Origin of the sequence: Flavobacterium sp. JLP (genome assembly GCF_015350755.1) — a bacterium.
In the GTDB taxonomy this organism is placed as follows: Bacteria; Bacteroidota; Bacteroidia; order Flavobacteriales; family Flavobacteriaceae; genus Flavobacterium.
Genome location: NZ_JADKPS010000001.1, coordinates 1,080,658 through 1,093,629 on the forward strand (window position 1 = coordinate 1,080,658; position 12,972 = coordinate 1,093,629).

Annotated in this window: 12 protein-coding genes; 7 read left to right on the forward strand and 5 right to left on the reverse strand. The window is 33.8% G+C overall.

Annotated elements, in window-relative coordinates:
- The first annotated feature begins 76 nt into the window (after positions 1-76).
- From IRZ83_RS04835 to IRZ83_RS04845, 3 genes are all read left to right on the forward strand, one after another.
- Positions 77-1,348 (forward strand): adenylosuccinate synthase, encoded by a 1,272-nt coding sequence (locus tag IRZ83_RS04835; RefSeq protein WP_194567166.1) that lies wholly within the window; start codon positions 77-79, stop codon positions 1,346-1,348.
- A gap of 54 nt (positions 1,349-1,402) precedes the next feature.
- On the forward strand, positions 1,403-1,984 hold the full coding sequence (locus IRZ83_RS04840; RefSeq protein ID WP_029268722.1) for an NUDIX domain-containing protein: 582 nt from the start codon (positions 1,403-1,405) through the stop codon (positions 1,982-1,984).
- Between the two features lie 292 nt (positions 1,985-2,276).
- Complete coding sequence (locus IRZ83_RS04845) at positions 2,277-3,164, forward strand: L,D-transpeptidase (protein ID WP_029268720.1); 888 nt, start codon at positions 2,277-2,279, stop codon at positions 3,162-3,164.
- A gap of 72 nt (positions 3,165-3,236) precedes the next feature.
- Here IRZ83_RS04845 and guaB read toward each other — a convergent pair whose 3' ends face one another.
- The 4 genes from guaB to IRZ83_RS04865 form a co-directional block, all read right to left on the reverse strand.
- Positions 3,237-4,709, reverse strand: a complete 1,473-nt coding sequence (gene guaB / locus IRZ83_RS04850) for an IMP dehydrogenase (RefSeq protein WP_194567167.1) — start codon at positions 4,707-4,709, stop codon at positions 3,237-3,239.
- Positions 4,710-4,847: 138 nt separating this feature from the next.
- The gene (locus IRZ83_RS04855) at positions 4,848-6,248 is read right to left on the reverse strand and encodes a DUF5723 family protein (protein WP_194567169.1); all 1,401 of its coding nucleotides are present in this window, start codon (positions 6,246-6,248) and stop codon (positions 4,848-4,850) included.
- On the reverse strand, positions 6,245-6,796 hold the full coding sequence (locus IRZ83_RS04860; RefSeq protein ID WP_029268713.1) for a hypothetical protein: 552 nt from the start codon (positions 6,794-6,796) through the stop codon (positions 6,245-6,247). Before IRZ83_RS04860 ends, IRZ83_RS04855 begins: the two co-directional genes overlap by 4 nt.
- 74 nt (positions 6,797-6,870) lie before the next feature.
- Positions 6,871-7,737 (reverse strand): hydroxymethylglutaryl-CoA lyase, encoded by an 867-nt coding sequence (locus IRZ83_RS04865; protein WP_194567171.1) that lies wholly within the window; start codon positions 7,735-7,737, stop codon positions 6,871-6,873.
- A gap of 214 nt (positions 7,738-7,951) precedes the next feature.
- On the opposite strand from IRZ83_RS04865, the gene IRZ83_RS04870 reads away from it, so the two are divergent.
- Both IRZ83_RS04870 and IRZ83_RS04875 read left to right on the forward strand, forming a co-directional pair.
- Entirely contained in the window at positions 7,952-8,566 is a 615-nt protein-coding gene (locus tag IRZ83_RS04870; protein ID WP_194567172.1) for a SatD family protein, read from the forward strand.
- Entirely contained in the window at positions 8,563-9,279 is a 717-nt protein-coding gene (locus tag IRZ83_RS04875) for a DUF3307 domain-containing protein (protein WP_194567173.1), read from the forward strand. Before IRZ83_RS04870 ends, IRZ83_RS04875 begins: the two co-directional genes overlap by 4 nt.
- Here IRZ83_RS04875 and IRZ83_RS04880 read toward each other — a convergent pair.
- Positions 9,265-10,299: a quinone-dependent dihydroorotate dehydrogenase gene (locus IRZ83_RS04880; protein ID WP_194567174.1), complete on the reverse strand. Its 1,035-nt coding sequence runs from the start codon at positions 10,297-10,299 to the stop codon at positions 9,265-9,267. The genes IRZ83_RS04875 and IRZ83_RS04880 overlap by 15 nt on opposite strands.
- Positions 10,300-10,562: 263 nt before the next feature.
- Between IRZ83_RS04880 and IRZ83_RS04885 the strand changes: the two genes are divergently transcribed.
- Together IRZ83_RS04885 and IRZ83_RS04890 are read left to right on the forward strand one after the other, a co-directional pair.
- Positions 10,563-11,783 (forward strand): OprO/OprP family phosphate-selective porin, encoded by a 1,221-nt coding sequence (locus IRZ83_RS04885; RefSeq protein WP_194567175.1) that lies wholly within the window; start codon positions 10,563-10,565, stop codon positions 11,781-11,783.
- A gap of 155 nt (positions 11,784-11,938) precedes the next feature.
- Positions 11,939-12,886: a DUF6515 family protein gene (locus IRZ83_RS04890; protein WP_194567176.1), complete on the forward strand. Its 948-nt coding sequence runs from the start codon at positions 11,939-11,941 to the stop codon at positions 12,884-12,886.
- The last annotated feature ends 86 nt before the right edge of the window (positions 12,887-12,972 follow it).

Here is a 12,972-nt window from a genome sequence, read left to right on the forward strand (position 1 = left end):
AAAAAATAAAAAAAAGAAAATTAACTACATTAATCAGTAGGGCAACTCAAATTGCCTCAACGCAAATTAAAACAGAATGACCGTAGATTTATTACTAGGATTACAATGGGGAGATGAAGGTAAAGGAAAAATTGTTGACGTTCTTACCTCAAATTATGATATTATTGCACGTTTTCAAGGAGGACCAAATGCAGGGCATACATTAGAATTTGACGGAATAAAACATGTACTTAGAACCATTCCTTCTGGAATTTTTCATAAAGATTCAATAAACATCATCGGGAATGGTGTTGTAATAGATCCGGTAGTTTTTCAAAAAGAAATTGAAGGTTTAGCAAAATTTAACCTTGACATCAAAAACAAGTTGATTATTTCAAGAAAAGCACATTTAATTTTACCAACACACCGTTTATTAGACGCAGCATCTGAAGCATCTAAAGGAAAAGCGAAAATTGGTTCTACTCTTAAAGGAATTGGTCCAACTTATATGGACAAAACCGGCAGAAACGGATTGCGTGTTGGAGATATCGAATTAGAAGATTTTAAAGAACGTTATAGAGCTTTAGCAGACAAACACGAAGCGATGATTGCCTTTTATGACGTTGCAATTCAATACAACTTAGCGGAACTTGAAAAAGAGTTTTTTGAAGCTATCGAAGAATTAAAAAAATTAGATTTTATTGACAGTGAAGAATACATGTACCAAGCTCAAAAAGCGGGTAAATCTATTCTATGCGAAGGAGCTCAAGGTTCTTTATTAGATGTTGATTTCGGAACTTATCCTTTCGTAACTTCATCAAATACTACTGCTGCCGGAGCTTGTACTGGTCTAGGAATTGCTCCTAACAAAATTAAAGAAGTATACGGAATTTTCAAAGCTTATGTTACTCGTGTTGGTAGTGGTCCTTTCCCAACTGAACTTTTTGACGAAGTTGGTGCTACAATGGCAAGAGTGGGTAACGAATTTGGATCTGTTACAGGAAGACAAAGACGTTGCGGATGGTTAGACATTGTAGCTTTAAAATATGCTGTTCAAGTAAATGGAGTAACACAATTGATGATGATGAAAGGCGATGTTCTTTCAGGATTCGAAACTTTAAAAGTTTGTATAGAATATAACTATAAAGGACAAAACATTTCTCACTTTCCATATAATATCGAGCCAGAAAATGTAACTCCTATTTATAAAGAATTTAAAGGATGGAAAGCTGATTTAACTGGATTGACAACTTACGATCAATTGCCAGTTGAGCTAAAAGAATATATTGAATTTATTGAAGCTGAAGTTGGCGTGCCAATTAAGATCGTATCTGTTGGACCAGACAGAAAGCAGACAATAACAAAATAACAATCTCTAAACGCTCTGATAATCAGGGCGTTTTTTTATATAAATATTTACGCCATGAAAAATCCGGAAATTAAAATCACCGAAACTTCTTTACTATCAGACAATTGGTACATCCTAAACAAAGTCACTTTCAATTACCAAAAAGAAAATGAAAAAATTCAAACACACGTTCGTGAAGTTTACGATCGCGGCAATGGAGCTGGAATTCTATTATACAATAAAACTAAAAAAACGGTTATTTTAACGCGTCAGTTTCGTTTGCCAACTTTCCTTAACGGAAATAAAAGCGGTATGATGATCGAAGTATGCGCTGGACTTTTAGACCAAGATAATCCGGAACAAGCTATTATTCGTGAAACCGAAGAAGAAACGGGCTACCGCATTCAAAAAGTTGAAAAAGCATTTGAAACGTATATGTCTCCCGGAGCTGTAACAGAAATTTTGTATCTGTTTACAGGCGAATATGATGAAAGTATGAAAGTGAGTGAAGGCGGTGGATTAGCCTCTGAACAAGAAAATATCCAGGTTTTAGAATATACTTTTGATGAAGCTTATGCGATGATTGAATCTGGCGAGATTTCTGATGCGAAAACTATTTTGCTGTTGCAGCATGCTAAAATAAAAGGACTGATTTAGTCAGTTCAAAATATACGGTTATGATTGAAAATTCTAAGACAAAATTAATTTTTGGGGAGAATTCGCAAAAGAAAATAACGGCGTTTTTAAAGTAGGCTATTATTGGATTTCTGATTCAGCAAAAATTGAATACAGAAAATGGAAAATTACTTTTGATAATTTTACCTTGTGGTTGGAATTTTGTTTAAGATGAATTCTATTAGTAAATGAAAATCAAACAAACAATTCCAGAAATTCTGTAATTCTTTTGAAGGGGTATTAAAATAACTTTACATCAATAAAAAACCAGTTTATGAAAAAGTTATATTACATATCAAATATCCTCCTTTTAGTAGTTTTAGTTGTGTTAGGTTCTTGCAAAAGAAACGAAACTGTTGCCAGAACCGAAAAAGCAACCCCTAAGAAAACAATTGAATATAAAAAGCCAGAATCATCTATTAGTTTTCATTTTGTAAAAACAAAACAATGGCTTGACTCTATAAAAAGTGATTCAACTAAACTAGATATAGCGTACGCTGTAAATAGAACTGACAAGGCGAATTTTGCCAAAATGGATTCAGTTGTAATTCCATCTGATCTAAGTGGTGATTTAGTTTATTATTTACCATTTCCTTTGCACGTTTCTGCTTTAGAAGATGTATCGAAAGTTTTAATATTTTCATATCCTACTCAAACTTTTGCTGCATATGAAAACGGTGAATTAGTTTATACAGGCCCAACTAATATGGGAAGAAAAAAAGATCAAACGCCAACTGGATTATTTTTTACCAATTGGAAAGCAGAAAAAACAACCAGTACGTTTAATGACGAATGGGACTTAAAATGGAATTTCAATATCGAAAATAAACTAGGTGTTGGTTTTCACCAATACGAATTGCCAGGTTATCCTGCTTCTCATTCTTGCTTGCGTTTATTAGAAAAAGATGCTAAATACCTTTACAAATGGGCAGACGAATGGATCTTAAAAGATGCAGAAAATGTAAAAGTAAAAGGAACTCCAGTTATCGTTTTTGGAAGCTACAATTTTGACGGACCAAAACCTTGGTTTGAATTAGTTAATGATCCTAAAGCATTAAATATCTCTGAAAGTGAATTAGAAACTCAAGTACAGCCCTTTGTTCAGAAGATATTAGAAAATCAAAAAGTAAGAGATACAGAAAAACAAACTGCTGCTCTTTAGAAAATATATTTTAAATAAAAAGGCGTAAGAATTTAGATTCTTACGCCTTTTTTTATGCAGAAAAACTAAAAATTATCTAGAATAATTTGGAGCTTCTTTTGTAATCGTTACGTTATGTGGATGGCTTTCAGTAATACCGCTTGACGTAATTCTAACAAAACGTCCCGTTTCTTGTAAAGTTGGAATATCTTTTGAACCACAGTATCCCATTCCGGCACGAAGACCTCCAATAAATTGAAGCATACTTTCGTTCAATTCGCCTTTGTAAGGAACACGGCCCACAATTCCTTCTGGAACTAATTTTTTAACATCATCTTCAACATCTTGAAAATAACGATCTTTTGAACCTGTTTGCATAGCTTCAACAGAACCCATTCCGCGGTAAGATTTGAATTTTCTTCCTTCGAAGATAATAGTTTCACCAGGAGATTCTTTTGTTCCAGCTAATAATGAACCCAACATTACACAGTCAGCACCTGCAGCGATTGCTTTAGGAATATCACCTGTATAACGAATTCCACCATCAGCAATAACCGGAACACCAGTTCCTTTAATAGCTGCAGCTACTTCAAGAACAGCTGAGAATTGAGGAAAACCAACCCCTGCAACGATACGAGTTGTACAGATAGAACCAGGTCCGATTCCAACTTTTACACCATCAGCACCATTTTCTACTAAGTATTTAGCAGCTTCTGGTGTTGCAATGTTTCCAACAATAACATCTATTTGAGGGAATCTTGATTTTACTTCTTTTAATGTATTAACCACACCTTCTGTGTGTCCGTGTGCTGTATCGATAATGATTGCATCTACACCTGCAGCAACTAAAGCAGCCGCTCTTTCGACAGCATCACCAGTTACTCCAATTGCTGCTGCAACTCTTAAACGACCAAAAGTATCTTTATTCGCGATTGGTTTTTGAGTCAGTTTTGTAATATCTCTGAAAGTAATTAAACCAACCAATTCGTTTTTAGCATTTACAACTGGCAGTTTTTCGATCTTATGACCTTGTAAAACTACCTCAGCTTGTTCTAATGACGTTCCTTCGGCAACAGTAACTAAGTTTGTACTTGTCATTACCTCAGCAATTGGTCTTGCCCCATTTTTTTCGAAACGCAAGTCACGGTTTGTAACGATTCCTTTTAAGATTTTGTTTTCGTCAACAATTGGAATTCCGCCAATTCCGAATTCTTTCATGGCATTTTTTGCATCTGCAATAGTTGAATTCATCGGTAAAGTTACGGGATCGATAATCATTCCTGATTCAGCGCGCTTAACTTTTCTAACCTTCGCCGCTTGCTGTTCAATGGTCATGTTTTTATGTAAAACACCAATTCCGCCTTCTTGCGCCATAGCAATTGCCATTGCACTTTCAGTAACAGTATCCATAGCAGCTGATACTATAGGAACATTTAGTGTTATATTTCGTGAAAATTTTGATTTGATACTCACTTCGCGAGGAAGCACATTCGAGTAGTTAGGTACTAATAATACATCGTCGTAAGTTAGACCTTCGCCGATAATCTTGGAGTTGTGTGCTATCATGTTGCAATTTCTAGTTGAATTGCGTGCAAATATAGTGAATAAATTGCAAACTTGAATACTAACTTTTTCTTAAATTTCTCATTATAAGAAAGGTATTACAAAAGTATATTTCACTTTTTTAATTGGAATTTTAAAAATTTAATCTTTACTGTCTTGAAAAATAAAATTGAGTCCGAATTGAAATGCTAGACTATTGGCCTTCGAGACATCTTTATATTCGAAAACATTATCAACTAATGCATAAATATTAAATTTCCCGATTGTTCCTGAAAGCCCCAATCCGATATTAGTTTTTGAATAAGAATCGAATGTATAAGTCGCTTTGACATCAAGTTTTTCTAAAAGACTGCGCTGATAAAAAGCTGTTAAAGCCACAAAAGGCTCATTTGGCATTGTCATTGCAAACAATTGTCCGCCGACTTTATTTATATACTTTCTTTTGATTGATCCTTTGCAATTGCATTCGTCGTCTGATCTTGCTTCTCCAAAAGAATATTGTATTGAGGAATATAATTTTGTTGGACGCCAAGTAGTGTATTTATTATAAAGCGTATCACGCGGAATTGCTTTTTCGAAATCATCAATTACATTTTCCGGCTCATTTGTAAAGTCAAAACTAGGGTTTACACCTTCGTATCTATATTCGCCTTTGTATGTTATAGTTTCAATATCTTTAGACTGATTTATAAATCCGAGATCAATAATACTGGCCGTAAATTGAAGATTTTCTTTAAAATAGTATGTAATTCCAGCATCTATTCCCAAACCTAAACTTCCGTTAAAAAAGGTGTTGTGTGCGATATCACTAGCAATATCTCCTTCATATTCATCTTTTGTAAACTTGGCAATTCCAGAAGTTTTAATTTCTAGATTTGATGAAATTACTTGTGTATAAATATTAGGAGTTCCAGCATTTTGAGCAGTATAAACAAAACCCGAATTTCGAGTAGAAGTAGCATTTGCCCCACTGGAATAAAGTTTAGCACGACCGCCTAAAACGAGTTTTTCATTTAACTTTTTATGAAATCCGACGTGTAATACTGATAGTACTTCTGCCCTTACATTTATATCCGCTAAATTGAATGATTTACCAATATAATCTCTATTTCCGTCTAAGGCAAAAATGGCAGGATCTTTTGGAACGTACGTTAGAAAATCAAATTCCTGATAGGCTCCAAATGAAATATACGATTGACTTTCCTTTCCTCCAACTCTAAAACCACCTGAAAATAATTCGAGCTGTTCATTTACCTGAGCCTTATCTTTGCTGGACGATTTGTTTATAATGTTTCTGACTTTATCATTAAAATCAACTCCATTATCTGCAAATAAATCATATGCTGAAAAACTGCTTGATCCTAAATTTGCTGAAATTCCAGATAAAATTGGCACTCCAAAATAAAACTTGTACGAAACATCGGCACCGGGATTTACCAATGACGATTGCGGAATTGCTGTAAAATTATACAGTAATTGTTTGTTTTGCGAAAAACAGATAAGCTGTAAAAACAGCATTAAAACCAGGCTGACTTTTTTCATTCAATCTCCATATAAACGGTTGCACTTGATCGTAATTTTAAATTACCTGAACTATTCGCGTTTATTGGAGGTCCAGATGCCATTCTAACAAAAAAACCAACTTTTGTAGTTTGTTTTAAAAGTGCTAATCTTTGGTTTTCAAAAACCTCTGTAGGATATTTTATAACATTAGAACTTCCTGAATAAGCCGGAACTTCAAAAGTTAAGGTTTGAAGAATTTCATCATTATCATTTAAAAGCAATAAATTAAGGGTAAAAGCTCTAGAAATAGTATTTTCTATTTCAAAATCCATTTCTGCCTTAACCAAGTTATCTCTGAAGAATTTCTTTTTAAAGGCATCAAAGTCTTGTACATCAAATGCAATTTGCTGTTCAGCTCCATTATCGTAAAACTGATTGGCAGGAACATTAAAATAAGCCAGATTCGCTACAAAAACGGGTTCTAATTTTAGATCGTTAACCTGATCAAAATCTAAATCACTCGAGCATGAAAAAAACAAGCATGCAAATACTAAAATTTTAATTCTATTTAAGAAGTTTGCGCTCATAATTAATAAATTAAACGTCAGTGGTACCGTTTTTTATTGAAGATTATTACATAAGATAATAAATATACTGCTTTTTAATGAAACTTCCCGAACAATTTTGATGCTTCGTTGTAAGCGCTTTCAAAACTTAACGAATTTAAGCCCGTTGTTTTTTTATTGGCCGTAAAATAAGAGATAAGTTTCTCCGTAGGCATATTTCCCGTCAATTTATCAGTCGCCATTGGGCATCCGCCAAACCCTTGAACAGCACCATCAAATCGCGTACATCCTGCTTTATGTGCTGCATCTATTTTTTCGAACCAACTGTTTGGTGTTGTATGCAAATGTGCGCCAAATTCAATCTGAGGATATTTCGGAATTAAATTTGAAAATAAATACGTAATAACTTCCGGTGTAGAACTTCCAACAGTATCTGAAAGCGACAATATTTTTACGCCCATTTTAGAAAGTCTTTCTGTCCATTCGCCCACAATTTCAACATTCCACGGATCTCCATACGGATTACCGAAACCCATTGAAAGATAGGTAACTACTTCTTTGTTTTTTTTATCGGCGATTTCAAGAATTTCCTGAAGTGTTACTAAAGATTCAGCAATTGTTTTATGTGTATTTCGCATCTGAAAGTTCTCAGATATCGAAAAAGGAAAACCTAAATATTGAATTGGCTCATGTTCTGAAGCCTGCGCAGCGCCTTGCGTATTGGCAATTATAGCCAGCAATTTGCTTGTAGTCTGCGAAAGATCAAGCTGTGCCAAAACTTCGGCAGTGTCCTGCATTTGCGGAATCGCTTTTGGAGACACAAAACTTCCAAAATCAATAGTATCAAAACCTACTCGTAGCAAAGCTTGTATGTACGAAACCTTATTTTTAGTCGGAATAAAATTTTTGATACCTTGCATGGCATCGCGCGGACATTCGATAATTTTGATTTCTTTATTCAAAGCTTATTCTTTAGTGAAGGCTAAGTTAGTTTCTTTTTTAAAGAAATAAAAGCTATAATTTTCATAAATTGAAATATTACCAAATATCGTAATACAAACAATTATTACCTAAAAACGTAATAAATATAAATATTACTAAAAAACGTAATAATTAATTTTATTACGTATATTTGTAATATCAGAATTTAATTTATTTTTAATTATATTTGAAACTATGACAAGCGTAATTACTGGTGATATCATCGATTCGAGAAAACAAAAATCAAAAGACTGGGTAGAAGATTTAAAGAAAATCTTATCTCCGTTTGGCGAAACACCTAGTCAATGGGAAGTTTACAGAGGTGATGAATTTCAAATCGAAATAAAAAATCCTCAAGAAGCATTGTTGTCTGCTATTTTAATAAAAGCGCATTTAAAAGCAAAAAAATTAGATGCCCGAATGAGTATTGGGTTTGGAGATAAAACACACAGCGCCGAAAAAATATCTGAAAGCAATGGAACAGCCTTTATACATTCAGGAGAGCTTTTTGAAACTTTAAAAAAACAAAAAGTAACATTGGCAATGAGAACTGGCGACTATAGGATTGATGAAAAAATAAACTTAATGCTCCAGCTGGCATTAACTTTTATGGACAGCTGGCTTGTGCAAGCAGCAGAATTTGTAGCTGTTGCCATAGAAAACCCAACTTTATCGCAAGAAGAATTGGGACAAAAATTAGGCATTAATCAGGCTGCAGTGAGCCGCAGACAAAAACGCGCGCAGTTTGATTTGGTTATGAATTTAGATCGTTATTTTAGAGCACAAATAAAACAAATTACAGCCTCATGATTTTATTTATAAAACTGCTTTTAGCTCATTTATTAGGAGATTTTATCTGGCAACCCAACTCTTGGGTTGCTGATAAAGAAACAAAAAAACACAAAAGTATTTACTTGTATCTTCATATTTTATTGCATGGTGTTTTAGCTGCAGCTTTAGCTGGAGAAATCGAGTTTATTCCCTATGCGATTTTAATTGCCGTTACGCATGGCATTATTGATCTAATCAAATTAAATTTTCAGAAGAAAAAAACAAAACGCACTTGGTTTGTGGCAGATCAAATTGCACATATTTTGATTTTAATTGGAATTGTATTAATCTATCAAAACAAAGGCATTATCTATTTTTGGCAAGATAACGAATTTTGGATTTTAGCAACTGGAATTTTATTGGTTACAAAACCAACTTCAATTTTTATTAAAACCATAATTTCAATCTGGAGTCCTGAAAACGAAAATAGCCACAAGGACAACTCGCTTGCCAGCGCAGGAAACTACATTGGCATATTAGAACGTTTATTCGTATTCGGTTTTATCTTGACCGGGCATTTTGAAGCAATAGGATTTTTATTAGCTGCTAAATCTATTTTTAGATTTGGAGATTTAAAAGAAGCCAAAGACCGAAAACTGACCGAATATGTTTTGATTGGTACTTTAATCAGTTTTGGAATCGCAATAGTTGTTGGATTAATTGTTCAGGCACTGCTTTTACAATTGCCCTAAAACTTTTTTATTTATTGCCTTAATCAACGCTGGACCTTCATAAATAAATCCTGTATACAATTGTACTAAACTTGCACCAGCGTTTAGCTTTTCGATAGCATCATCTGCAGAATGAATTCCTCCTACTCCAATAATTGGGAATGCTCGATTACTTTTTTCCGAAAGAAAACGAATTACTTCTGTAGAACGTTTTGTTAATGGTTTTCCAGATAATCCACCCATTTCTGATTGGTTTTGAGATTGTAAACCATCTCTTGAAATTGTTGTATTTGTAGCGATTACACCTGCAATCTGAGTTGTTTTTACAATATCAATAATATCTAATAATTGCTCGTCTGTAAGATCTGGAGCAATTTTTAAAAGAATCGGCTTTATTTTTTGAGTACTTGTTTTTTGCTTTTCTACATTTCTATTCTGCAATGTTTGAAGTAAAGTTGTCAAAGGTTCTTTGTCTTGTAGTGCTCTTAAATTTGGTGTATTTGGAGAGCTTACATTTACTACAAAATAATCTACATGATCGAAAAGCGCATCAAAACAAATTACATAATCGTCTACGGCATTTTCATTTGGAGTCACTTTGTTTTTTCCAATATTTCCTCCAATCAAAATTCCTGAATTCTTCTTCAAACGTTCTACAGCTTCCAGAACGCCGCCATTATTAAAACCCATTCGATTAATAATTGCCTTATCTTCTTTTAAACGAAATAAACGTTTTTTAGGATTTCCTTCTTGACCAACAGGCGTTACGGTTCCTATTTCGATAAAACCAAAACCAAAATCAGAAAGTTCTTTGTACAGCTTGGCATCTTTATCAAATCCTGCCGCAAGTCCAACTGGATTTTTAAATTTAATTCCGAAAACTTCTCTCTCTAATCGAGAATCTTTAACATCATAAATAGATCTTATGATTGAGGAAACGCCAGGAATTTTTGAAATGAATCTAACAAATGAAAAAGTAAAGTAATGTACTTCTTCTGGATCAAACCAAAAAAGTATCGGACGAATTATCAATTTATACATAAGAAAGCTGTGTTGTTTTTTCGGTTGCAAATTTAATTATAATACTTGAAAGACACTCGTTTTTATAAAAACAAATTATAAGACGTTGCAAATTATAAAATGAAACAAAGTCAAACCTTTACAAAGACTTGTAAAATCTATTTATACCTAATTTTGAAATATTTAAGAAAAAATTTATTTCAATTGCGTGTGATTTAAATAGTGAATTGCTTTTGAAGCAAAAAAATTACGAAGGAAATAGAAAATAAATTTAAAGTAAGAATATGTATAAAACTAGCATATTAATTCGTATTTCAAAAAATCTTCTGTCAGTCTTAATATTGCTATTAAGTCAAAATGGATGGACACAGCTGGAAAAAGACACAACCAAATTAATCAATGTCAGTTATGGAAGTAAGGGAATTGAACTGAGAACCAAAGACAATAAATTTCTTTTTCAATTACAAAGCCGATTGCAGTTTCGATTTTCTACGCCAAATGATACAGATCCGTTAACGTATGATGATTATAGTCAGGATAAAAAAACAACTTTTAAAATAAATCGCGCGCGACTAAAAGTAGGCGGCCACGCATTTGAACCTTGGCTGAAATATTATTGGGAATATGAACTCAGTCAATCTAATTTGCTTGATTTTAGAATTATGGTCGAAAAATGGGAATGGTTAAGTTTTAAAGCCGGCCAATGGAAAGTCGAATTTACCCGTGAACGTTTTATCAGCAGCGGTGAACAGCAAACCGTAGATCGATCTTTAATTAATCGCCCTTTTACGGCAGACAGACAAATGGGCGTTGAAATATACGGTCATCTTAAAGGAAGTGGTATTACTGATTTTAATTATTGGGCTGCCGCCTTAACGGGAACCGGAAGAGGAAATACCGCAAATGACGACAATAACCTAATGTATTTTGGAAGAGTACAATGGAATTTTTTAGGAAGATTTCTTGACTTTGAAGGGAGCGATATAGAATTTCACGAAAAACCAACTCCAATTATTGCCTTTTCGGCACTGACAAACCGAAGTCCGTATACTCGATTTTCGCAATCTGGGGGAGGTTCGCTGGAAGGTTATGAAAATGGTTCACCTGGTCAATATCGCGTTAATCAGTGGAATTTTGAAACTGCTTTTATGTACCGTGGCTTTTCGTGGCAAAGCGAATGGCATACCAAATACATCATTGATAAACTGGATAACGATAAGACTACCACCTTAAAAGGATATTATGCTCAAGCTGGTTATTTTTTTCACAATACCTTTAACTGGTGGCCCAAACATTTAGAAATGGCCGGAAGATTTGCTACTTATAGACCGAATAATGACATAAGAGATAATCTGCAAAACGAGAGTACTTTAGCCTTTAACTGGTTCTTTAAAGGCCACAAAAACAAACTCACTTCAGAAGTAAGCTATTTTGATTATCAGGATAAAACGCTGCCACTTGCTCAAGGATGGCGTTTTAGAATACAGTGGGATATTTCATTATAGATAAACAATTAAAAATCAAATTATTAAAAACAAAATGGTATTGTATTTGCAACAATTATAATAGAATTTTTATCATTTAGTATGAAATGATTTTGGATTTTTATAAAGCATTATTAATTTTTTTTAATAATTTTAATGAACATAAAACACTGAAAATGAAAAACATAAAAAAAACTCTTAGAAAAACAGCACTTATATGCTTTGTGGGATCATTTTTTTTGATTTCAATTGATAGTATAGCACAACATCGAGGCGGAGGCGGAGGTGCACGTAGAGGCGGAGGCGCAGTATCAAGACCTGCTGTAAGCAGACCGTCTGGCAGTTCAGGTATTAACAGACCAACTACAGCAAATAGACCTGGATCAAATGGATCTGGAACCCAAATTAGTAGACCCTCTACAGGCTCTAACTCTAAAATTGCAAATAACAACAGAAACTCAAATAATGTAAACAGAAACAACACCGGTAATAGAAACACTAATATTAGTGGCAATACTGTTAATAGAAATAACATTAATGTTGACAGAAGCCGAGACATTACTATTAATAACAATCATAATACGGTAGTCAGAAGAAACACTGTAATATACACACGTCCTCCTTATAGATATGGCGGTTATCGATATAATACATTTCATCCTTACTATTTTCATCCTTACCATCCTTATTATTGGGGACCAGTTTGGCATCCTTGGGGATTTTTTGTTGCTACTTTAGCCGTTACAGCAATTGTAGTTAGCGTAGAAAGCACACAATATCATTATGATCAAGGCGTTTGGTATGCTCCATCAAATGGAGGTTATACAGCTGTACCCGCACCAGTTGGAGGAACAGTCAATAATATTCCGAGCGGGGCTGAAACGGTCAATACTGGAACCGTCAATAATTATTATTATGGAGGCACCTATTACGAAAAAGACGGAAGCTCCTACAAAGTCGTTCCTCCAACAGCAGGAACTATTGTAGAAAATTTACCCGAAGGAGGTAAAGAAGTAACTATTGGAGATGTCAAATACGTAAAATTTGGTGAAACCTACTACCAGCCGATTCAAGTTGATGGTAAATCTAAATATGAAGTTGTTCTCGTAGAGGAAGATAAATAAAACAATAGTAACCTTATCAAATAAATAGAGTTTGATAAGGTTATTTTTTTTAATTTTATCTTATTAATTGACAACCACTACTCTAT